2 protein-coding genes (1 of these 2 running past the window's edge) are annotated in these 25,865 nt (G+C 68.0%); both read left to right on the top strand.

The genetic code is table 11. The features are described 5' to 3' along the window. A protein-coding gene (locus APH33_RS27830; RefSeq protein WP_054885824.1) for a non-ribosomal peptide synthetase crosses the window boundary here: on the top strand, window positions 1-14,430 show its 3' portion. The gene continues 8,067 nt to the left of window position 1, outside the view; the window shows 14,430 of its 22,497 coding nt (coding positions 8,068-22,497); its start codon lies off the left edge, out of view; it ends in the stop codon at window positions 14,428-14,430. Continuing rightward, window positions 14,427-25,865, top strand: coding sequence for a non-ribosomal peptide synthetase (locus APH33_RS14585; RefSeq protein ID WP_054885823.1), 11,439 nt, complete (start codon window positions 14,427-14,429; stop codon window positions 25,863-25,865). The genes APH33_RS27830 and APH33_RS14585 overlap by 4 nt, the downstream gene beginning before the upstream one ends.

Genomic DNA, 25,865 nt, shown 5'->3' with positions numbered 1-25,865 from the left:
CTGATCGCCCTGGGCGTGCAACCCGACGACCGCGTGGCGGTCTGCGTCGAGCGTGGCGTGTCGCTGGTGGTCGGCCTGCTGGCCATTCTCAAGGCCGGTGGCGCCTATGTACCGCTCGACCCTGGCTACCCGGCTGAGCGCATTCGCCACATGCTGGACGACAGTGCGCCCAAGGCGCTGCTGGTGCATGCACCGACCCGCGACCTAGCCCTGCACGCGGTGCAGGTCGACCTGGACCGCCCCGCCTGGGGTGAGCAACCGCTCAGCAACCCACGCGTGGCAGGTCTGACGGCCCGGCACCTGGCCTACGTGATCTACACCTCCGGCTCCACCGGCGTGCCGAAGGGGGTGATGGTCGAGCACCGCAACGTGGTCAATCTGCTGCACTGGAGCCAGCGCCTGTGCGCCGGCGCCGGCAGCGTGCTGCACAAGACCCCGATCAGCTTCGATGCCTCGGTATGGGAGTTGTTCTGGCCCTTGTGCAGCGGCCTGCGCCTGGTGCTTGCGCGCCCGGATGGCCAGCGAGATGCGCAATACCTTGCGCATTTGATCCAGCAGCAGCAGGTGAACGTGGTGCAGTTCGTGCCGGCCTTGCTGCAGCAGTTCCTGGAACAGGCGCAGTCCAGCGCTTGCACCAGCCTGAGCGACATCGTCTGCGGCGGTGGCGAGCTGACCGAAGCGCTGGCCGCCCAAGTGCGGGCGCGCCTGCCGAATGTGCGCCTGCACAACGTCTACGGGCCCACCGAGGCCACCGTCGACTGCAGCGCCTGGACGCTGGAAGCCGACGCGGCGCTGCCAGGCGGCACGCTGCCGATCGGCCGTCCGATCGACAACACCCGGCTGTATGTGCTCGACAGCCGCGACCAGCCGGTGCCGTGGGGCGTGGCCGGGCACCTGCACATCGGTGGCGCCGGCGTGACCCGTGGCTACCTGGGCCTGGCGCAACAGCAGGCCGAGCGCTTCATCGACAGCCCGTTCGTGGCGGGTGAGCGGCTGTATCGCAGTGGCGACCTGGTGCGCCAGCGCGCCGATGGCAACCTTGAGTTCCTCGGTCGCAACGACCAGCAGGTGAAGATTCGCGGCCTGCGCATCGAGCCAGGCGAAATCGAGGCCTGCTTGACCCGTATTGCCGGGGTGCGCGAAGCCGTGGTGCTGGCGTTCGATGCCCGCCTGGTCGCCTATCACACCGGTGAGCCGCACGCGGCGGATGCCCTGCGCCAGGCGCTGCTGACGCAACTGCCGGACTACATGGTGCCAGCGCAGTACATTCACCTCGGCCAGCTGCCGCTCACCCCTAACGGCAAGCTCGACCGCAAGGCGCTGCCAGCCCCTGACGCCGCGTTGCAGCAGCGTGCCTTCGAGGCGCCGCAAGGCGGCACCGAAACCCTGCTGGCGGCGATCTGGAGCGAGCTGCTGGGCGTGGAGCGCGTAGGGCGGCACGACAACTTCTTCGAACTGGGCGGCCACTCGCTGCTGGCCGTGAGCCTGACGGCGCGCCTGCGCTTGCAGGGCCTGCAGGTGGATGTGCGTACCCTGTTCGGCCAGCCGACCATCGCCGCCCTGGCGGCAACCCTGGGGCACGATCAACAGGTCGAGGTGCCTGAGAACCGTATCCAGGCGGGTTGCCGCCACATCACCCCGGCGCTGCTCAGCCTGATCGATCTCGACCAGGCCAGCATCGACCGGATCGTCGCCAGCGTGCCGGGCGGCGCTGCCAATGTGCAGGATATCTACCCGCTGGCGCCGTTGCAGGAGGGCATTCTCTATCACCACCTGAGCGCGGCCGGGCACGACCCGTATGTGCTTTACTCGCGCCTGCGCTTCGCCAGCCTCGAACGCCTGCAGGCCTTCGCCAGCGCCCTCGACCAAGTCATCGGCCGCCATGATGTGCTGCGCACCGCAGTGCTTTGGGAGGGCCTGCCGCAGCCGGTGCAGGTGGTCCTGCGCACAGTGCCTTCTGTGCTGGCGGGCGCCCTGGACGGCAGCTTGCCGACGATGCGCCTGGACCAGGCGCCGCTGATCCGACTGTTCCATACCCAGGGTGATGGCGCAGTTGACGCCACCCTGCAGTTCCACCACATCGTGCTCGACCACACCGCTTTGGAAGTGGTCGGCGAAGAGCTGCAGGCCTTCCTCCAGGGCGCTCCAGCCCCAGCCCACGCCCCGGTGCCTTACCGCAACTATGTGGCCCAGGCCCGCCTGGGCATCAGCCAGGCCGAACACGAGGCATTCTTCCGCACGCAATTGGCCGACATCGACGCACCGACCCTGCCGTTCGGCCTCAGTGACGTCCAGGGCGACGGCCGTGACATGCAGGAAGTGAAACTGACGCTACCGAGCACGCTTGCCACTCGCCTGCGCCATCAGGCCCGTGTGCTGGGCATCAGCGTCGCCAGCCTGTTCCACCTGGCCTGGGCACGCCTGCTGGGCGCCGCCAGCGGTCAGGACACGGTGGTGTTCGGCACCGTGCTGCTGGGGCGTCTGCAAGGCGGCGAAGGCGCCGAGCGGGCGCTGGGCATGTTCATCAACACCTTGCCGCTGCGCATCGACCTGGGCAGCGTCGGCCTGCGCGAGGCGGCGCAGGCCACCCACCAGCGCCTCAGTGCGCTGCTGGCCCACGAGCACGCCTCGCTGGCACTGGCCCAGCGCTGCAGCGGCGTGGCCGCGCCGCTGCCACTGTTCAGCGCGATGCTCAACTACCGCCATGGTGCCGAGGCCAATGCCGAGCAGCGCAAGGCCTGGCAAGGCATCGAAGTGCTCGACGGGCTGGAGCGCACCAACTACCCACTGAGCCTCAACGTGGACGACATGGGCGAAGGCTTCCGCTTGGTCGCCATGACCCCGGCCGAGGTCGGCGCGGCGCGGATCTGCGGGCAGATGAACCAGGTGCTGGAGGCGATGGCCGAGGCACTGGAGCATGAGCCGGAACTGCTGCTACAGCGCCTGCCGGTATTGGAGGCCGAGGAGCGCCAGCGGGTGCTGGTGGACTTCAATGACACGGCAGTCGATTACAACCTTGAGCAGACCTTGCATGGCCTGATCGAGGCGCAGGTTGCGCGTACCCCGGATGTGCTCGCCGTGCGGGCAGAAGAGGGTGAACTGACCTATCGCCAGCTCAATCAACAGGCCAACCGCCTGGCGCATCACCTGATTGCCTTGGGCGTCAAACCGGATGATCGGGTGGCGATCTGCGTCGAACGTGGCCTGTCGATGGTGGTCGGGCTGCTGGCGATCCTCAAGGCCGGGGGCGCCTATGTGCCGGTCGATCCGGATTACCCGGCCGAGCGTGTGCACCACATGTTGACCGACAGCGCGCCGGTGGCGGTGCTGGTGCACGGGGCGTCTCTGCATGTACCGGATGCCGGGCAGATCATCGACCTGGATCAGCCGACTTGGAGCAATCAATCGGCTGACAACCCTGTTGTCGCTGGATTGACGCCACGTCATCTGGCCTACGTGATCTACACCTCAGGCTCGACCGGCTTGCCCAAAGGCGTGATGAACGAGCATGCCAGCGTAGTGAACCGCTTGCTGTGGATGCAGGACGCCTATCAGCTGGGCGCCGATGACGTGGTGCTGCAGAAGACCCCGTTCAGCTTCGACGTATCGGTGTGGGAGTTCCTCTGGCCGCTGCAGACCGGCGCGCGCCTGGTCATGGCCCGCCCTGGCGGCCACCGCGATCCCGAGTACCTGCGCCAGGTCATCCAGAACGAAAGCATCACCACCTTGCACTTCGTCCCCTCGATGCTGGATGTATACCTATCTTCAGCAGCGAGCACTTCCCCTGTGGGAGCGGGCATGCCCGCGAACACCGGCGAAGCCGGTGCCATACACCGCGTCGACTTCTTCGCGGGCACGTCGGATCGCCGCACCGCCGCTCCCACAGGGACCGTGTACGCCTTGCGGCGCGTGTTGTGCAGCGGCGAAGCCTTGCCCGGCAGCCTGGCCCGCCGCTTCCACGCACAGCTACCCACTGTAGAACTGCACAACCTCTACGGCCCGACCGAAGCCGCCGTGGACGTCAGCGCCTGGCACTGCGTAACCGCCCCGGACAACACCCCAATCGGCAAACCCATCGCCAACACCACCCTCTACGTGCTCGATGGCCAAGGCCAGCCGGTACCGCAAGGCGTGGCCGGCGAGTTGTTCATCGGCGGCGTGCAGGTCGCCCGTGGTTACCTCAACCGCGCCGAACTCACCGCCGAACGCTTCCTCGACGACCCGTTCCGCCCAGGCGGTCGGCTGTACCGCACAGGCGACCTCGCACGCCACCTGCCGGACGGCAATATCGAATACCTGGGCCGCAACGACGACCAGGTGAAAATCCGCGGCCTGCGCATCGAGCTGGGCGAAATCCAGGCTGGCCTCACCGCCATCGCAGGCATCAAGGAAGCCGTGGTGATCGCCCGCGACCAGCGCCTGATCGCCTACTACACCGGCACCGCGCAAACCGTGGAAACCCTGCGCACGGCACTGCTTGCACACCTGCCGGAGTTCATGGTCCCGGCGCAGTTCATGCACCTCGACGCCTTGCCGCTGAGCCCCAACGGCAAGCTCGACCGCAAGGCACTGCCGGCGCCCGACGCCCTTCAGGACCGCCCTTACGAAGCCCCAGAGGGTGACACCGAAATCCTGCTGGCCGCCATCTGGTGCGAGTTGCTGGGCGTGGAACGGGTAGGGCGTCACGACAACTTCTTCGAACTGGGCGGCCATTCGCTGCTGGCGGTGACCCTGACCTCGCGCCTGCGCCAGCAAGGCCTGCATGCCGATATCCGCGTGCTGTTCGGCCAGCCGACCCTGGCCGCGCTGGCGGCGGCGGTGGGCACTGCAAACGCCGTGCAGGTGCCGGGCAACCGCATTACCCAAGCGTGCACCCGCATCACCCCGGACATGCTGCCACTGGCAAGCCTGTCACAGGCGTCCATCGACAGCGTGACTGCACAGATCCCGGGCGGCGTCGCCAATGTCCAGGACCTCTACGGCCTGGCCCCGCTGCAGCAAGGCATTCTCTACCACCACCTGGCCAGCGAAGGCGCCGACCCCTACGTGCTGCAGGCGCGCTTCGCCTTCCCTGACCCGGCCACGCTCGACGCGTTCGCCGCTGCCCTGGATCAGGTCATTGCCCGCCACGACATCCTGCGTACCAGCATCCACTGGCAGCACCTTGAAGAGCCGGTGCAAGTGGTGTGGCGAGAAGCCAGGCTTGGCCGCGAGGCAGGCAGCACCGGCATCGACCTGAACCAGGCGCCGCTGATTCGCCTGCTGCGCAGCGAAACCGACGCGCGTGTCGAAGCAACGCTGCTGATCCACCACATCATCCTCGACCACGCTGCCGTCGAGCAGCTGGTCGCGGAAATCACCGCCGTACTGCAGGGCCGGCCGCTTTTGCACGCCAGCGTGCCCTACCGCAACTATGTGGCCCAGTCACGCCTGGGCAACACCGGCCAGGCAGCAGCGGCGATGTTCCGCGAGCTGCTGGGCGATATCGACGAGACCACCGAGGTGTTCGGCCTGCGCGAAGCACACAGCGGTGGCAGCCGTGTGCTCGACAGCCGCCAGGCACTGGATGCCGGCCTGGGCCAACGCCTGCGTGAACAGGCCCGACAGCTGGGGATCAGCGTTGCCAGCCTGGTACACCAGGCCTGGGGACTGGTGCTGGCGCAGCTGTCCGGGCGTGAGGAGGTGGTGTTCGGCACCGTGCTGCTGGGCCGCCTGCAGGGTGGCGAAGGCGCCGAACGGGCGCTGGGCATGTTCATCAACACCTTGCCGCTGCGCGTCAGTGTCGGCACGGCGGCGGTCAGCGACGCTGTGCGCCTGACCCACCAACGCCTGGCCCGCCTGCTTGCCCATGAGCAGGGGTCGCTCGCCGAGGCTCAGCGTTGCAGTGCGGTGCCGGCCGGGCAGGCACTGTTCACCAGCCTGCTCAACTTCCGTCACAGTGCACCGGCCAAGGCCGAGCTGAGCGAGGCCTGGCAGGGTATCGAGCAACTGGCCGCCCATGAGCGCAGCCACTATCCGTTGGTGGTCAACGTCGACGATGTCGGCGATGCGTTCGTGCTCACCGTGCAGGCGCTGGAGAGCGTGGACGGGGCGCAGGTCTGCCGGCTGCTGGCCACGGCTCTGGAGCAGCTGGCGCAAGCCCTGCAGCACGCCCCTGGCACGCCGCTGCAACAGCTCACCTGCCTGGCACCCGCCGAGCGCGAGCTGGTAGTGCATGGCTTCAACGCCAGCCGCCGCGATTATCCACGCGAGCATGCCGTCCACACGCTGTTTGGCGCCCATGCCGCACTCTGCCCGGCGGCGCTGGCCGTGGTGCACGGTGACCGGCAATACAGCTACGCTCAACTCGACCAGCATGCCAACCGGCTGGCCCATCACCTGCTGGCGCTGGGCGTGCAGCCGGGTGATCGCGTTGCCTTGCTGCTGCCGCGCAGCTTCGACCTGCTGGCGGCACAACTGGCGGCTAGCAAGTGCGCGGCGGTGTACGTGCCGCTGGACAGCAATGCCCCGGCCGAACGCCAGGCATTCATGATCGCCGACAGCCAGGCCCGTGTGCTGCTGACCTACAGCAGCGAACATCAGGTTGGCCAGGCCCTGCGGGTCGAACTCGATCAGCTGGCGCTGGAGCGTTGCCCGGCACATTCGCCAGGCGTGCCGGCAAGCGCCGAAAGCGCGGCCTACATCATGTACACCTCTGGCTCCACCGGCACCCCGAAAGGTGTGCAGGTGCCCCACCGGGCCATCGTGCGCCTGGTGGTCAACAACGGCTTTGCCGAATTCAGCAACCAGGACCGGGTGGCATTCGCCTCGAACCCGGCGTTCGACGCCAGTACCCTGGAAGTCTGGGCACCGCTGCTCAACGGCGGCACCCTGGTGGTCATCGATCAGCACCAGGTGCTGTCACGCCAGGCCCTGAGGGATACCTTGCTGCAGCAGGAAGTGAGCGTGTTGTGGCTCACGGCCGGGTTGTTCCAGCAGTTTGCCGATGACTTGCTGCCGGCGCTGGCCAGGCTGCGCTACCTGATGGTCGGCGGTGATGTGCTGGACCCGGCCGTGATTGCCCGGGTACTGCGAGACGGTGCGCCGAAGCACCTGCTCAATGGTTACGGCCCGACCGAGGCCACCACCTTCAGCACCACCCACGAAATCCGCGAGGTGGGTGAGGGCAGCATTCCGATCGGCAAGCCCATCGGCAACAGCCGCTGCTACGTGCTCGATGCCCGTCGGCAGCCGCTGCCGGTTGGGGCGGTCGGCGAGCTGTACATCGGTGGCGATGGCGTTGCCCTGGGTTATCTCGGCCAACCGCAACTGACCGCCGAACGCTTCCTCGACGACCCGTTCAGCCCGCAGCCGGGCGCGCGCATGTACCGCAGCGGCGACTTGGTCAGCTGGCAGGCCGACGGCACCTTGCGCTACCTGGGCCGCGCCGACCAGCAGATCAAGCTGCGCGGCTTCCGCATCGAGCTGGGCGAGATCGAGGCGCGCCTGGCGGAGTGCGCCGGCATTCGCGAGGCTGCCGTCGTGCTGCGCGAGGACGAGCCGGGCGACAAGCGCCTGGTGGCCTACTTCACCGCCAGCGCGGGCGCCCCGGCGATAGCCGAGCTGCATGCCCGGCTGCAAGGCCAGTTGCCCGACTACATGCTGCCGGCGGCCTATGTGGTGCTGGAGAGCTTGCCGTTGACCGCCAACGGCAAGCTCGACCGCCGCGCCTTGCCGCAGCCGGGCAGCGACGCCGTGCTCAGCCGCGCCTTCGAGGCGCCACAGGGCGCGGTGGAAACCACCCTGGCGGCAATCTGGGCGGACGTGCTCAAGGTCTCGCAGGTGGGCCGCCATGACCATTTCTTCGAGCTTGGCGGCCACTCGCTGCTGGCGGTGACCTTGATCGAGCGCATGCGCAAGGCCGGCCTGAGTGCCGATGTGCGCGTGCTGTTCGCCCAGCCGACCCTGGCGGCGCTGGCCGCAGCAGTGGGCAGCGGCCGTGAAGTCCAGGTGCCGGATAACCGCGTGCCACAGGATGCACGGCAGATCACCCCGGCCATGCTCAGCCTGATCGAGCTGGATCAAGGCGCCATCGACCGTATCGTCGCGCAGGTGCCGGGTGGTGCTGCCAACGTGCAGGAAATCTACCCGCTGGCGCCGTTGCAGGAGGGCATTCTCTATCACCACCTGAGTGCCGGGCAGGGCGACCCCTACCTGCTGCAGTCGCGGTTGGCCTTCGACAGCCTGGCCCGTCTGCAGGCCTGGGCCGCGGCCTTGCAGCAGGTCATCGACCGCCACGACATCCTGCGCACGGCCGTGCTGACCGAGGGGCTGGAACAGCCGGTGCAGGTGGTCTGGCGTGAAGCACGCATGGCAGTGACGGCGGTCGACGACCTGCAAGGGGCCTCGGTCATCGATGCCTTGCAGGCGCGTTTCGATGCGCGCCAGCAGCGGCTGGACCTGTCCCAGGCACCGTTGATGCGCCTGCTGTATGCCGACGACCCGGCCAACCAGCGCGTGGTGGCCATCCTGCAGTTCCACCACCTGGCCCTGGACCACACCGCGATGGAGGTGATCGCCGCAGAGATGCGCCAGCTGCTCGCGGGCAAGGCCGGCCAGCTGGCGGCGCCGGTGCCGTATCGCACCTACGTCGCCCAGGCCCGCCTGGGGGCTGACGCTGCCGCTCATGAGGCGTTCTTCCGCGACATGCTCGGCGACCTCGATGAGCCAACCTTGCCGTTCGGCCTGGCCGATGTGCAGGGCGATGGCCAAGCCATCAACGAGGCGCGCCTGCCGCTTGAGGCCACGCTGGCCCGCCAGCTGCGCGAGCAGGCCCGGCGCCTGGGGGTAAGCGCCGCGAGCCTGGCACACCTGGCCTGGGCGCGGGTACTGGGGGTGCTGGCCAACCGCACCGACGTGGTGTTCGGCACCGTGCTGATGGGCCGCCTGCAAGGCGGCGAGGGTGCCGATCGCGCACTGGGCGTGTTCATCAACACCCTGCCGCTGCGCATCGACCTGAGCGCGCCGGTGCAACAGGCCGTGCGTGCCACCCACCAGCGCCTGTCGGCGCTGCTGGGCCACGAGCACGCTTCGCTGGCGCTGGCCCAGCGCTGCAGTGGCGTGGCCGCGGCAGTGCCACTGTTCAGCGCCTTGTTCAACTATCGCCACAGCAGCGCTGGCGGCCCGGCCGCCGACGATGCCAGCGTGCAGGGTGTGCGCCTGCTGGGCGGCGAGGAGCGCAGCAACTACCCGCTGACCCTCAGCGTCGATGACCTGGGTGAAGGCTTCACCCTCAGTGTCCTGGCCCAACAGGGGATCGGCGCCGAACGCGTCGCGCTGTGGATGGCGCAGGCACTGGCACAGTTGAGCCAGGCGCTGGATCAGGGTGGCGACACCCCGGTGGACGCGTTGTCGATTCTCGACCTGCCGGCCCGCCAGCAGGTACTGCATGCTTTCAACGCCACCGCCCGGCATTACCCGCAAGGGCAGACGGTGCATGCCTTGGTCGAGGCCCAGGCTGCACAGTCACCCCAGGCCGCCGCGCTGGTGCAGGACGGCCAGGTACTGAGCTACGGCGAACTCAACCGCAGCGCCAACCGCCTGGCCCATCACCTCATCGCCCGTGGCGTGCTGGTCGGCGACCGGGTAGCCGTGTGCCTGCCGCGCAGCCTTGAGCGCCTGGTCGCACTGCTGGCCGTGCTGAAGGCCGGCGCCGCTTATGTGCCGGTAGACCCTGCGTACCCCGCTGAGCGCATCGCCTACCTATTGCAGGACAGCGCACCGGCGCTGGTGCTGACCGACGCTGGCACCCGGGCCCTGGTTGGCGATACCCCGCGTGTCGACCTGCAAGCTGACGGCTGGCAGGCCCAGGCGGGCAGCAATCCATGGGTCGCCGGCCTGGAGGCGCAGCAGCTGGCCTATGTGATCTACACCTCCGGCTCCACCGGCCAGCCGAAGGGGGTGATGGTCGAACACACCACCCTGGCCAACCTGGTGCACTGGCACTGCGACGCCTTTGCCCTTGGCGCTGGCAACCACACCAGCAGCGTGGCCGGTTTCGGCTTCGATGCCGTGGCCTGGGAAGTGTGGCCGGCGTTGTGCGCCGGAGCCGTGCTGCACCTGCCGCCAGCGCGCATTGCCGGCGAGCATGTCGACGAACTGCTCGACTGGTGGCTGGAACAACCGCTGCAGGTCAGCTTCCTGCCCACTCCGGTCGCGGAACAGGCGCTGCGCCGCGAGCGCCAGCACCCGACCTTGCGCACCTTGCTGGTCGGCGGTGACCGCCTGCGCCAGTTCGAGCGCGACCCAGGCTTTGCCCTGGTCAACAACTACGGCCCGACCGAGGCCACCGTGGTCGCCACCTCCGGGCTGCTGCAAGCGGGTGGCGCGCTGCATATCGGCAGGCCGATCGGCAACACCCGTGCCTATGTGCTCGACGAGCGCCGCCAGCCCGTGCCAGTTGGGGCCGTAGGCGAGCTGTACATCGGCGGCGCCGGTGTCGCCCGTGGCTACCTGAACCGTCCGCAGTTGACCGAGGAGCGCTTCCTCGCCGACCCGTTCAGCGAGCACCCGGGTGGCCGTATGTATCGCAGTGGCGACCTGGTGCGCTGGAACGCCGATGGCGCCCTCGACTACCTGGGCCGCAACGATGACCAGGTGAAGATCCGCGGTGTGCGTGTCGAACTGGGCGAGATCGAGGCGCTACTGGCTGCGCAGCCGGGGGTTGCCGATGCCGTGGTCCTGGTCCGTGACGAGCGCCTGCTGGCCTGGTTCACCGAGGCCGCACCGGTGGCGGTGGGGGCCTTGCGCGAGGCGCTGCAAGCCAGCTTGCCGGCGCATCTGCTGCCGCTGGCGTTCATTCGCCTGGAGACCTTGCCGCTGACCAGCCATGGCAAGCTCGACCGCAAGGCCCTGCCAGACCCGGACCCGGCGCTGCTTGCCTGCCAGGCCTATGTGGCGCCGCAAGGTCCGGTGGAAACCGCCCTGGCGCAGGTGTGGGCGCAGATGCTCAACGTCGAGCGGGTCGGGCGCCATGACAACTTCTTCGAACTGGGCGGCCATTCGCTGCTGGCGGTGAACCTGACGGCGCGCTTGCGCCAGCAAGGCCTGCAGGTCGATGTGCGGACGCTGTTCGGCCAGCCGACCGTTGCCGCGCTGGCTGCCACCCTGGGCCAGGCACAGCAGGTTCAAGTGCCGGACAACCTCATCCCGGCCAACTGCCAGCACCTCACCCCGGCGATGCTGCCGCTGGTGGCGCTGGAGCAGGCGGCCATCGACCGTATCGTCGCCCAGGTGCCGGGTGGTGCTGCCAACGTGCAGGACATCTACCCACTGGCGCCGCTGCAGGAGGGCATCCTCTATCACCATGTCAGCGCCGTCGGGCATGACCCCTATGTGCTGCAGTCACGCTTCGCCTTTGCCAGCCGCGCGCATTTCGACGACTTCGCAGCCGCGCTGGACAAGGTCATTGCCCGGCACGACGTATTGCGTACGGCCGTGCTTTGGGAAGGCCTGCCACAGCCGGTTCAGGTGGTGTGGCGCCAGGCACCGCTCGGGGTGTTCGAGGGGGATACCGGCAATGCCTGGCTTGAACTGGCTCAGGCGCCGTTGATCCGCTTGCACCATCGCGAGACGGCTGCAGGCATCGAAGCCACCTTGCAGTTCCACCACATCGTCCTCGACCACACGGCCATGGAGGTGGTCGGCGAGGAGTTGATCGGCTTCCTGCAAGGCGGCGAGCCCACCCATGCACCGGTGCCTTACCGCAACTACGTGGCGCAGGCCCGGCTGGGCATCAGCCAGGCCGAGCACGAGGCGTTCTTCCGCACGCAACTGGGCGATATCGACGAACCGACCCTGCCGTTCGGGCTGAGTGATGTACAGGGTGATGGCCGCGATATCGAGGAGGCCCAGCTGTGGCTGGACGCTGACCTGGCCCAGCGCCTGCGTCAGCAGGGGCGGCAGTTGGGGATCAGCGTCGCCAGCCTGTTCCACCTGGCCTGGGCGCGCTTGTTGGGTGCGGCCAGTGGCAAGGACCGCGTGGTGTTCGGCACCGTGCTGCTGGGTCGCCTGCAAGGCGGCGAAGGCGCAGAGCGGGCACTGGGCATGTTCATCAACACCTTGCCGTTGCGCATCGACCTGGGCGGCATCAGCCTGCGCGAGGGCGCCCATGCCGCGCACCAGCGCCTCAGCGCATTGCTGGCCCACGAGCACGCCTCGCTGGCGTTGGCCCAGCGTTGCAGCGGTGTGGCCGCGCCGTTGCCGCTGTTCAGTGCCATGCTCAACTATCGCCACAGTACGGTGGCCACGGCCCGCCACAAGCAGGCGACCGAGGGGATCGACAACCTGGCCAGCCAGGAGCGCAGCAACTACCCGTTGGGCCTGAACGTGGATGACACGGGCGAGGGCTTCCGCCTGGTCGCCATGACACCTGCCGACGTCGGCGCGGCACGTGTCTGCGGGCAGATGAACCAGGTGCTGGCGGCCATGGTCGAGGCTCTTGAGCATGAGCCGGAGCTGCTGTTGCAGCGCCTGCCGGTGTTGGAGGCAGAGGAACGCCAGCGGGTGCTGGTGGACTTCAATGACACGGCAGTCGATTACAACCTTGAGCAGACCTTGCATGGCCTGATCGAGGCGCAGGTTGTGCGGACGCCGGATGCGCTTGCCGTGCGGGCTGAGGAGGGTGAGCTGAGCTATGGCCAGCTCAACCAACAGGCCAACCGCCTGGCGCATCACCTGATCGCCCTGGGCGTCAAACCGGATGATCGGGTGGCGATCTGCGTCGAACGTGGCCTGTCGATGGTGGTCGGGCTGCTGGCGATCCTCAAGGCCGGCGGCGCTTACGTCCCGGTCGATCCGGATTACCCGGCCGAGCGCGTGCGCCACATGTTGACCGACAGCGCGCCGGTGACGGTGCTGGTGCACGCGGCGACCCGTCATGTGCCGGATGCCGGGCAGATCATCGATCTGGATCAGCCGACTTGGAGCAATCAATCGGCTGACAACCCTGTTGTCGTTGGATTGACGCCACGTCATCTGGCCTACGTGATCTACACCTCAGGCTCCACTGGCTTGCCCAAAGGCGTGATGAACGAGCATGCCGGCGTAGTGAACCGCTTGCTGTGGATGCAGGACGCCTATCAGCTGGGCGCCGATGACGTGGTGCTGCAGAAGACCCCGTTCAGCTTCGACGTTTCGGTGTGGGAATTCCTCTGGCCACTGCAGACCGGCGCCCGCCTGGTCATGGCCCGCCCAGGCGGACACCGCGATCCCGAGTACCTGCGCCAGGTCATCCAGAGCGAAAGCATCACCACCTTGCACTTCGTCCCCTCGATGCTGGATGTATACCTATCTTCAGCAGCGAGCACGTCCCCTGTGGGAGCGGGCATGCCCGCGAACACCGGCGAAGCCGGTGCCATGCACCGCGTCGACTTCTTCGCGGGCACGTCGGATCGCCGCACCGCCGCTCCCACAGGGACTGTGCAGATCTTGGGAGAGGTGCAGGCCCTGAAGCGGGTACTGTGCAGCGGCGAGGCTTTGCCAGGCAGCCTGGTGCGCCGCTTCCACACCCAACTCCCCACCGTTGAACTGCACAACCTCTACGGCCCCACCGAAGCCGCCGTGGATGTCAGCGCCTGGCACTGCCTGACCGCCCCCGACAACACCCCGATCGGCAAACCCATCGCCAACACCACCCTGTACGTGCTCGATGGCCAAGGCCAGCCGGTACCGCAAGGCGTGGCCGGCGAGTTGTTCATCGGCGGCGTGCAGGTCGCCCGTGGTTACCTCAACCGCGCCGAACTCACCGCAGAACGCTTTATCGACGACCCGTTCCGCCCAGGCGGTCGGCTGTACCGCACAGGCGACCTCGCACGCCACCTGCCAGACGGCAATATCGAATACCTGGGCCGCAACGACGATCAGGTGAAAATCCGCGGCCTGCGCATCGAACTGGGCGAGATCCAGGCCGGCCTGACCGCCATCGATGCCATCAAGGAAGCGGTAGTGATCGCCCGCGACCAGCGCCTGATCGCCTACTACACCGGCACCGCGCAAACCGTGGAAACCCTGCGCACGGCACTGCTCGCGCACCTGCCGGAGTTCATGGTCCCGGCGCAGTTCATGCACCTCGACGCCTTGCCGCTGAGCCCCAACGGCAAGCTCGACCGCAAGGCGCTGCCGGCGCCCGACGCCCTTCAGGACCGCCCTTACGAAGCACCAGAAGGCGACACTGAAACCCTGCTGGCCAGCATCTGGTGCGAGCTGCTGGGTGTAGAGCGGGTAGGGCGCCACGACAACTTCTTCGAACTGGGTGGCCATTCGCTGCTGGCTGTAACCCTGACCTCCCGCTTGCGCGAACAAGGCCTGGAAGCCGATGTGCGCGCGCTGTTCGAGCAACCGACCCTGGCCGGCTATGCAGCCATCACAGACAGAATGGAGATCGTCCTGTGAGTATCAACCAACTACTGACAACACTTTCGGCCAACAACGTGCAGCTGGCGCTCAAGGACGGCCAGCTGGTGGTCCAGGGCAACCGTCAGGCGCTGACCGACGCTACCCTGGTGGCACGCCTGCGCGAACACAAGCCGGCGCTGGTGGCGCTGATCGAAAGCGGTGAATACGTAGCCGTGAAACAGGGCACGGTGCACGTGCCGGGCAACCTGATCCCGCGGGATTGCACGCGGATCACCCCGGCGCTGGTCAACCTGGTCGAGCTGGACCAGGACACCCTCGACCGGCTGGTCGCCGAGATTCCCGGTGGCGCGGCCAATGTCCAGGACATCTACCCGCTGGCACCGCTGCAGCAGGGCATGCTGTTCCACCACGCCAGCGCCAGCGGCCACGACCCCTACGTGATGCAGGCACGTTTCGTGTTCGCCAGCGAGGCGCGCCTGCAGGCGTTCGCCCAGGCCCTGCGCGGGGTGATCGCGCGGCACGATATCCTGCGCACCTCGGTGCACTGGACAGGCCTGGAAGCGCCGCTGCAGGTGGTGTGGCGGCATGCCGAGCTGCAGGTGCTGGCGCTGCCTGCCGATGACCCGGCGCGTGCCTGGCTCGACTTGACCCAGGCCCCGCTGATGCGCCTGTTGCGCGAGGCGCCCGAGGCCGATGGCAGGCTCAGTGCCACCTTGCAGTTCCACCATATCGCCATGGACCACAGCGCCCTGGAGGTAGTGCGCCACGAGCTGATCGCCTTCCTCGGCGGCGAAGATCAGCAGCTGGGCACGCCGGTGCCGTTTCGCAACTACGTGGCGCAGGCGGTGCTGGGGGTCAGCCAGGCGCAGCACGAGGCGTTCTTCCGCGACATGCTCGGTGATATCGACGAAGCGACCCTGGCCTATGGCATCCAGGACGTACAGGGCGAGGGCGACAGCCACCAAGAGCACGCCATCGACCTGCCGCTTGCCCTTTGCCAGCGCCTGCGCGCCCATGCCCGCAGCCTTGGCGTGAGCGTTGCCAGTGTGTTCCACCTGGCCTGGGGCCGGGTGCTGGGTGGCCTGACCGGGCGTGAGAAAGTGGTGTTCGGTACGGTGCTGATGGGCCGCCTGCTCGGTGCCGAGGCCACCGACCGGGCACTGGGGATCTTCATCAATACCTTGCCGCTGCGGGTCGACCTGGGCGACAGCGACCTGCCGACGGCCATCTGCGCCACACACCAGCGCCTGAGTGCGCTGATGCGCCATGAGCATGCGCCGCTGGCCCTGGCCCAGCGTTGCAGCGGCGTGGCGGCCCCGGCGCCACTGTTCAATGCTCTGCTCAACTATCGCCATAGCCCTGTGAATAGCCCGGCCGGTGCAGCCGCGCCACGCCGGGCAGCGTTGGCCGGCATCGATATCGTCGACTCCGCCGAGGCCACCAACTACCCGTTGACCTTGAGTGTCGATGACCTGGGTGAAGCCTTCCGCCTGACCTTGCTGGCCAGCGCCGAGGTGCCCGCCGAGCGTGTCTGCGCCTACCTGCAGCAGACGCTGGAAAGCCTGCTGCAGACGCCCGAGGCCCAGGTGCTGGCGCTGCCGATGCTGCCGCACAGCGAGCGCCATGCACTGCTGGAAGGGTTCAATGACTACGCGGCCGGCTTCGAGGCGACGCTGACCCTGCACCGGCGCATCGAAAACCAGGCGCAAGCGCACCCGGACACCGTCGCCGCCCGTTGCGGCGAGCAGGCATTGAGCTATGCCGAACTCAACCACCAGGCCAATGCCTTGGCGCACCGGCTGATTGCGCTGGGCGTGCGCCCCGATGACCGTGTGGCGGTGCTCGCCCGCCGAGGGCTGGAGACGTTGGTCGGGCTGCTGGCCGTGCTCAAGGCCGGTGCCGGCTATGTCCCCATCGACCCGGCGCACCCGGATGAGCGGGTGCACTACCTGCTGGGCGACAGCGCCCCGCTGGTGGTGCTTACCCAGCAGGCACTGCGCGGGCGCCTGGGGGCCGTCGCAGTGCCGGTGCTGCTGCTGGACCAGCCAGACTGGCCGGCCCGGGCCGGCAACCCGAGCGTGGCGACACTGGAGGCCAACCACCTGGCCTACGTCATCTACACCTCAGGCTCCACCGGCCAGCCCAAAGGGGTGATGGTCGAGCACCGCACCGTCAACAACCTGGTCGACTGGCACTGCCGCGCCTTCGACCTGTGCCACGGTCGCCATACTTCGTGCCTGGCCGGTTTCGGCTTCGATGCCATGGCCTGGGAGGTGTGGCCGGCGTTGTGCGCGGGGGCCACGCTGCACCTGGCGCCGCCCGCCGAAGGCAACGAAGACCTCGACGCCATGCTCGCCTGGTGGCGCGGCCAACCCCTTGACGTGAGCTTCCTGCCCACGCCAGTGGCCGAATATGCCTTCAGCCACCAGCTCGAACACCCGACCCTGCGCACCCTGCTGATCGGCGGCGACCGTCTGCGCCAGTTCAACCGTACCCAGCGCTTTGCCGTGGTCAACAACTACGGCCCGACCGAAACCACCGTGGTGGCCAGCTCTGGCGTGGTCGAGGCGGGCGGGGTGCTGCATATCGGCCGGCCGGTGCACAACGCGCGCCTGTACGTGCTCGATGCGCACCGGCAACTGGTGCCGCTGGGGGTGCCGGGCGAGCTGTACATCGGCGGTGCAGGGGTGGCCCGGGGTTACCTGAACCGCCCTGAGTTGACCGCCGAACGCTTTCTCGATGACCCCTTCAGCGCAGGCGGGCGCCTGTACCGCAGCGGCGACCTGGTGCGCTGGCTGGCCGATGGCACCCTCGAGTACCTGGGGCGCAACGATGACCAGGTGAAGATCCGTGGCGTGCGCATCGAGCTGGGCGAGATCGAGAGCCGCCTGGCCAGTCTGGCGGGTATCAACGAGGCCGTGGTGCTGGCCCGTGAGGACCAACCCGGTCAGCCGCGCCTGGTTGCCTACTTTACCCCCCAGCCCGACGTCGAGGCGGCTACCCCGGAAAGCCTGCGCGCCCAGTTGCAGGCACACCTGCCCGAATACATGGTGCCGGTGGCGTTCGTCGAGCTGCAGGCCTTGCCGCTGACCGCCAACGGCAAGCTCGACCGCCGCGCCTTACCCAGGCCCGAGCGTTCGGCCCTGTTCGAGCAGGGCTATGAGGACCCCGAGGGCGAACTGGAGCAGGCCCTGGCGCAGATCTGGGCCGAACTGCTGCAAGTCGAGCGGGTAGGGCGGCGTGACCACTTCTTTGCCTTGGGTGGGCATTCGCTGCTGGCCATGCGCATGGTTTCGCAGGTGCGCCTGCGCCTGGGCGTGGAGCTGACCCTGGCCGAGCTGTTCGCCAATGCCGAACTGGCGGCAGTGGCCGCGGTGCTGGCGGGGGCCGGGCGCAGCACGTTGCCGGCGATCGTGCCGGTCCCCCGCGAGCAGCCATTGCCCATGTCGTTCGCCCAGCAGCGGCTGTGGTTCCTGGCGCAGATGGACGGCGGCAACCAGGCCTACAACGTGCCGCTGGCCCTGGGCCTGCGCGGGCCGCTGGATGACGACGCCCTGGAGTGCGCGCTGCTGCGCATCGTCGAGCGCCATGAAACCCTGCGCAGCCATTTCGTGCCGCGCGACGACAGCGCCGAGGTGATCATTGGCACCAGCGCCGGCGCGGGCTGGTTCCAGCGCGAAGAGATTGGCCCGGATGCCTTGCCCGGCAAGCTGCGCGAAGAGGCCGGCAGGCCCTTCGATCTGGCCCACGGGCCGTTGTTGCGGGCGCGGCTGCTGCGCCTGGGGGCCGAACAGCATGTGCTGGCCTTGACCGTGCACCATATCGTGGCCGACGGCTGGTCGCTGGGGGTACTGACGCGCGAACTGAGCGCCCTGTATCCGGCTCTGCGCCAAGGCCTGGAAGACCCGCTGCCGGCACTGGCCATCCAGTATGGCGACTACGCGGTGTGGCAGCGGCGCTGGCTTGCCGGCGAGCAATTGCAGCGCCAGGCCGATTACTGGCGCGAGGCGCTGGACGGCGCGCCCAGCCTGTTGAAACTGCCGAGCGACCGGCCACGGCCCGAGCGCCAGGACTTCGCCGGGGCCAGCCTGCCCGTGCAACTGGCCCCGCGCCTGGCGGCCGGCCTGCGCACCCTGGCCCAGCGCCATGGGGTGACCTTGTACATGACCGTGCTGGGCGCCTGGGCCACCTTGCTGGCCAGGTTGTCCGGGCAACAGGAGGTGGTGATCGGCTGCCCGGTGGCCGGCCGTGGCCACGCTGAACTCGAGGCGTTGGCGGGGTTGTTCGTCAATACCCTGGCCATCCGCATCGACAGCGGCTCAGCGGCCACTGCCGAGGCGTTGCTCGAACAGGTCAAGGCCCGGGTGCTGGCGGCCCAGGCGCACCAGGACCTGCCGTTCGAACAGGTGGTCGAGATCGTCCGGCCGGCCCGCAGCCTTGGCCACACGCCGTTGTTCCAGGCGACCTTGAACTGGCAGGCGACCCAGGGCGCGGCCTTGCAGCTGCAAGGTTTGCAGCTCGAAGCCGTGGCACAGGCCGCGCAGGTGGCCAAGTTCGATCTCACCCTCAACCTGGGCGAGCACGGCGACGTCGTGGCCGGCAGCCTGGAGTACGCCACAGCGTTGTTCGACGAGATCACCGCGCAGCGCTACCTCGGTTACTTGCAAACCTTGCTGTGGGCCATGGTTGGCAACGACCAGGCGCCGCTGCAGCGGGTCGAGCTGATTGGCGAAGACGAGCGCCAGGCGCTGCTGCACACCTTCAATGCCACGACGGCGGATTACCCCCGCGACCTCAGCGTCGCCCAGCTGTTCGAGCAGCGTGCAGCCTGCCAGCCACTGGCCCTGGCGGCCGTGCATGGCGAGCAGGCGCTGAGCTATGGCGAACTCAACCTGCAGGCCAACCGCCTGGCCCATTACCTGATCGCCGAAGGCGTCGCGCCTGGCGCCTGCGTGGCGATCCTGCTGCCGCGCTCGCTGCCCTTGCTGGTGGCGCAACTGGCGGTGCTCAAGTGTGCGGCGGTGTATGTGCCGCTGGATGTGCATGCCCCGGTCGAGCGCCAGGGCTTCATGGTCGAAGACTGCCAAGCTGTCGTGTTGCTTACCTTGGCCGCGATTGAGGCGGACTTCCCGGTGCGTCGCCTGGACCTCGACACGTTGATGCTCGACCCGCAAGCCGGGCATGACCCAGGCCTGGCGCAGGATGCCGGCAGCGCCGCCTACGTGATGTACACCTCGGGTACCACTGGCCAGCCGAAGGGCGTGTGCGTGCCGCACCGTGGCATCGCCCGCCTGGTACTGAACAATGGTTATGCCGACTTCAATGCCCAGGACCGCATCGCCTTTGCCTCCAACCCGGCGTTCGATGCCAGCACCATGGACGTCTGGGGCGCGCTGCTCAATGGCGGACAGGTGCGGGTGGTCGATCACCAGACGCTGATCGACCCCCAGCGTTTCGCCAGGGCGCTGGCGAAGGACGGCATCACCGTGCTGTTCCTGACCACGGCGCTGTTCAACCAGTACGTGCAGCTACTGCCCGAGGCGCTGGCTGGCTTGCGCATCCTCATCAGCGGCGGCGAGCGTGCCGAGCCTGCTGCCTTCCGCGCCATGCTGGAGCAGGCGCCGGGCTTGCGCCTGATCAATGGCTACGGGCCGACCGAGACCACGACGTTTGCAGTGACGTGTGCCGTTCAGGGGCTGGCACCGAATGCCACTCAGGTGCCGATTGGCCGCCCCATCGGCAACACCCAGGTCTATGTGCTCGATGCCCATCGCCAGCTGGTGCCGCGTGGGGTGGTCGGCGAGCTGTACATCGGTGGCGATGGGGTGGCGCTGGGTTACCTCAATCGCCCTGAACTCACCGCCGAGCGTTTCATCGACGACCCGTTCAGCCAGCGCCCCGGGGCCAGGCTCTACCGCACCGGCGACCTGGTGCGCTGGCAGCCTGACGGCCAGCTGGAATGCCTGGGCCGCAATGATGACCAGGTGAAGATCCGGGGCTTCCGCATTGAACTGGGGGAAATCAGGCAACAGCTGTCGCAGTGCCCGGGCATTGGCGACGTGCAAGTGTCGGCGCTGGCGGACGGGCAAGGGCCACTGCGGCTGGTCGCCTGGTTCACCCGCCACGATGCGGCGCTGGACGCCAATGCACTGCGCAGCTTCCTGCGCGGTCGGCTGCCCGACTACATGCTGCCGGGGGCCTATGTGGCCCTGGCGCGGATGCCGCTGACCAACAATGGCAAGCTCGATCACAAGGCGCTACCGCAACCTGGCCCGCAGGACTTTGCCGCGGCGGCCTACGAGGCACCGCAGGGTGAGCGCGAAACGCTGTTGGCCCAGCTGTGGGGTGAGCTGCTGCAGGTGGAGCAGGTCGGGCGTCAGGATCGCTTCTTCGAGCTGGGTGGCCATTCGCTGCTGGCCATGCGCATGCTCGCCCAGGTGCGTCAGCGCCTCGGGTTGGAGCTGGCGCTGGGTGAGCTGTTCGCCGATGACAGCCTGGCGGCGGTGGCCGCCAGCCTGGGCAGCCATGCCGAGCGTGCCTTGCCGGCGATCCAGCCGGCCCCCCGGCTGGGCAGCCTGCCGCTGTCGTTCGCCCAGCAGCGCCTGTGGTTCCTGGCGCAAATCAGCGGCGGCAGCGCGGCCTATCACATCCCCCTCGGCCTGCACCTGCGCGGCACGCTGGATGCGCTGGCGCTGGAGCGGGCGCTGCGGCGACTGGTCGAGCGTCACGAGAGCCTGCGCAGCCACTTTGTGGAGCAGGACGGCGAGCCGCGTGTGGTGCTGGCCGCGGACGCGCGCGGTTTCCAGCTAGCCCTGGAAGATGCGCGCGATCTGCACGAGCAGGCGCTGGCGCAACGGGTCGAGCTGCACGCCAGCGAGCCCTTTGCGCTGAACCATGACTTGCCGGTTCGTGGCTGCTTGCTGCAGCGGGCCGACGATCACCACATCCTGCTGCTGACCGTGCACCACCTGGTCGCCGATGGCTGGTCGCTGGCGGTGCTGGTGAAGGAGCTGGGCGCGTTGTACCAGGCGTTCAGCGCCGATCGCGACGACCCGTTGCCGCCTTTGCCGGTGCAGTATCTGGACTATGCACTGTGGCAGCGGCGCTGGCTGAGCGCTGAAGCCCTGCAGCGCCAGGCCGACTATTGGCGTGGCCGGCTGAGCGGTGCGCCAACCCTGCTCAGCCTGCCGTGGGACCGACCACGGCCAGAGCGCCAGCAGTATGCCGGCGATAGCGTGGCGCTCAGCCTGGACCCACGCCTGAGCCTGGAGCTCAAGGCCGTGTGCCGGGCCCAGGGCGTGACCCCGTACATGTTGTTCATGGCGGCCTGGGCGGTGTTGCTGACACGCCTGGCCGGCCAGGATGAAGTGGTGATCGGCTCGCCGCTGGCCAACCGCCGGCAGGCGGAGGTGGAGGGACTGATCGGCATGTTCGTCAATTCCATCGCCTTGCGCGTGGACACGTCGGGCTCACCGCAGGTGGCCACGCTGCTGGCGCGGGTCAAGGCCGCAGTGCTCGAAGCCCAGGGCCATCAGGACCTGCCGTTCGAGCAGGTGGTCGAGGCCGTGCGCCCACAGCGCAGCCTGGCCCATACGCCGCTGTACCAGGTGTCGCTGGACTGGGATGCCACGCCCGAGCGCCAGGCCTTGGAGCTGGGTGATCTGGCGGTGACGGCGCTGGGCGGGCAGGCGCGCATCGCCAAGTTCGACCTGAGCCTGAGCATGGGCGAGGGCGCCGATGGCTTCAGCGGCGGCATCGTGTTTGCCACTGCGCTGTTCGAACGGGCCACCGTCGAGCGCTATGTGGGTTATCTGGAACAACTGCTGTGGACCTTCGCCGAAGGCGAGCACGCCGTTCCGGCCCACACCGGGTTGCCCGATGCCGACGAGCGCAAGCGGCTGTTGCTGACATTCAATGACACGGCAGTCGATTACAACCTTGAGCAGACCTTGCATGGCCTGATCGAGGCGCAGGTTGCGCGGACGCCGGATGCGCTTGCCGTGCGGGCTGAAGCGGGTGAACTGAGCTATCGCCAGCTCAACCAACAGGCCAACCGCCTGGCGCATCACCTGATCGCCCTGGGCGTCAAACCGGATGATCGGGTGGCGATCTGCGTCGAACGTGGCCTGTCGATGGTGGTCGGGCTGCTGGCGATCCTCAAGGCCGGGGGCGCTTACGTCCCGGTAGATCCGGATTACCCGGCCGAGCGCGTGCGTCACATGTTGACCGACAGCGCGCCGGTGGCGGTGCTGGTGCACGGGGCGACCCGCCATGTGCCGGATGCCGGGCAGATCATCGATCTGGATCAGCCGACTTGGAGCAATCAATCGGCTGACAACCCTGTTGTCGTTGGATTGACGCCACGTCATCTGGCCTACGTGATCTACACCTCAGGCTCGACCGGCTTGCCAAAAGGGGTGATGAACGAGCATGCCGGCGTAGTGAACCGCTTGCTGTGGATGCAGGACGCCTATCAGCTGGGCGCCGATGACGTGGTGTTGCAGAAGACCCCGTTCAGCTTCGACGTTTCGGTGTGGGAATTCCTCTGGCCACTGCAGACCGGCGCCCGCCTGGTCATGGCCCGCCCAGGCGGACACCGCGACCCCGAGTACCTGCGCCAGGTCATCCAGAACGAAAGCATCACCACCTTGCACTTCGTCCCCTCGATGCTGGATGTATACCTGTCTTCAGCAGCGACCACTTCCCCTGTGGGAGCGGGCATGCCCGCGAACACCGGCGAAGCCGGTGCCATAAACCGCGTCGACTTCTTCGCGGGCACGCCCGCTCCCACAGAGACTGTGCAGGTCTTGGGGCAGGCACAGGCCCTGAAGCGGGTACTGTGCAGCGGTGAAGCCTTGCCGGGCAGTCTGGTGCGCCGCTTCCACGCGCAGTTGCCAGCAGTAGAACTGCACAACCTCTACGGCCCCACCGAAGCCGCCGTGGATGTCAGCGCCTGGCACTGCCTGACCGCCCCCGACAACACCCCGATCGGCAAACCCATCGCCAATACCACCCTGTACGTGCTCGATAACCAGGGCCAGCCAGTACCCCAAGGCGTGGCCGGCGAGCTGTTCATCGGCGGCGTGCAGGTCGCCCGCGGTTACCTCAACCGCGCCGAACTCACCGCCGAACGCTTTATCGACGACCCGTTCCGCCCAGGCGGTCGGCTGTACCGCACAGGCGACCTCGCACGCCACCTGCCAGACGGCAATATCGAATACCTGGGCCGCAACGACGACCAGGTGAAAATCCGCGGCCTGCGCATCGAGCTGGGCGAAATCCAGGCTGGCCTCACCGCCATCGCAGGCATCAAGGAAGCCGTGGTGATCGCCCGCGACCAGCGCCTGATCGCCTACTACACCGGCACCGCGCAAACCGTGGAAACCCTGCGCACGGCACTGCTCGCGCACCTGCCGGAGTTCATGGTCCCGGCGCAGTTCATGCACCTCGACGCCTTGCCGCTGAGCCCCAACGGCAAGCTCGACCGCAAGGCGCTGCCGGCGCCCGATGCCGTTCAGGACCGCCCTTACGAAGCACCAGAGGGTGACACCGAAACCCTGCTGGCCAGCATCTGGTGCGAGTTGCTGGGCGTGGAACGGGTAGGGCGCCACGACAACTTCTTTGAACAGGGCGGTCATTCGCTTGCAGCGATTCGCCTGATCGACAAACTTGGCAAGGCCGGCCTGGCGGCCGCGATCAACGACGTGTTCCAGCAGCCCAGCGTGGCGGCGCTGGCCCGGCATCTGGATGCCAGCTGCAGCGCACACGCCCAGACCATTGTCACGGTGCGCGCCAGCGGATCACAGACGCCGCTGTTCCTGGTCCACGAATTCACCGGCCTGGACTTCTACTTCCCGGTGCTGGGCCAGCACCTGCCGGGTGATTTCCCGATCTACGGCCTGCCGGGTATCCCTGGTGGCGAAGCACAACCGCGCACGCTGGAGTGCCTGGCACGCTACCAGATTGCGCAGTTGCGCAAGGTCCAGCCCCATGGCCCGTATCGCCTGGCCGGTTGGTCGTTCGGTGGCGTGTTGGCCTTCGAAATGGCCAACCAGCTGCTGGGCGCGGACGAGGGGGTCGAGTTCCTCGGCCTGATCGACACCTACGTGCCCCGCCTGGCCGACCAGGGCAAGGCCCGCTGGCAGGGGCCGCGCGCCGTGGAAAACCAGCTGCTGCTCACCTGCAACAGCTTCTGGCGCACCCAGGGCGAAGCCGGGAATGCGCCGCTGGCGCAACTGCAGCGCCTGGAGGCCCAGCAAAGCGATTTCGCCAGCCTGCTCGCCAGCTGCCGCGAACACCACCTGCTCTACGGCTTGTGGTCGAGCATGAGCGATGTGCAGCTGCGCGACTACTTCGAGCGTGAACTGGCCCACGGTCATGCCATGGCCCATTACCGCCTGGCGCCACTGGACATACCGGTGCATCTGTTCCGCGCCGAGCAAGGCAGCGACAGCGTGGCGAGCCTGGGCTGGCGCGAGACATTGCCGGCCCAGGTGCTGCTCGAAGTCGGTGTCCCCGGCGATCACCGCAGCATGATGCAGGCACCCCACATTGCGACGCTGGGTGAGGCGATCGCCCGGGTGCTCCAACAGCTGCAGGGGCGTGCCGAGCAGCCGAGCTATCAGCCGTTGGTGGCGATCCAGAGCGGGCAGCCGGGGCATGCCCCGGTGTTCTGCGTGCCCGGTGCCGGCGACAGCGTCACCAGCTTCATCGGCCTGGCCGAGGCGCTGGGCCCGGACTGGCCAGTGTACGGCCTGCAGGCGCGGGGCCTGGATGGCAACCGGGTGCCGCACAGTGCCGTGGAGGCCGCCGCCGACTGCCATGTCCAGGCCATCGAAGGGTTGTACCCGCAAGGGCCGCTGAATCTGGTCGGCCATTCGTTCGGGGGCTGGGTCGCGCACGCCATGGCGGCACGTTTCGAGGCCAAGGGGCGGCAGGTGCGTTCGCTGACCCTGATCGACAGCGAGGCGCCGGGTGAAGCGGGCTCATGTGGCAGGCCGTACACCTTCGGCGAGGCGCTGGAGAAGCTGATACACGCGCTGCAGCTGTCCACCGGCAAGGCCTTGGGCATCGAGCCGCAGGCTTTCGCCCAGGCCAGCGACGACGAGCAATTGCGTCAGCTGCACGCGGCGATGGTGCGCATCGGCCTGCTGCCGGCCCGTTCGGCGCCACGGGCGCTGGATGGCACGGTGCGGACTTTCGCCACGGCGCTGCGCACCCGCTACCAGCCGCGCATGAACTACAGCGGGCCAGCAGGGCTGGTGCTGGTGGACGACCCGAGCCTGAACACGGCCGGCAACGCCCGCGAGCAGGCAGCGATGCAAGCCGGCTGGCAGGCGCTGATGCCGCAACTGGCGCTGTGGCAGGGCCCGGGCGACCACTTCAGCATCCTCAAGGTCCCGGATGTGTTCAGCCTGGCGGCCTGGTGGCACGACGGCCAGGCGCTGCAGCTCGGCAAGGTGACTGAGTAA

This window comes from Pseudomonas sp. NBRC 111130 (assembly GCF_001320485.1).
In the GTDB taxonomy this organism is placed as follows: Bacteria; Pseudomonadota; Gammaproteobacteria; order Pseudomonadales; family Pseudomonadaceae; genus Aquipseudomonas; species Aquipseudomonas vlassakiae.
Note: the sequence above shows the minus strand (reverse complement) of the source record. Positions and strands in the feature narration are given on the sequence as shown.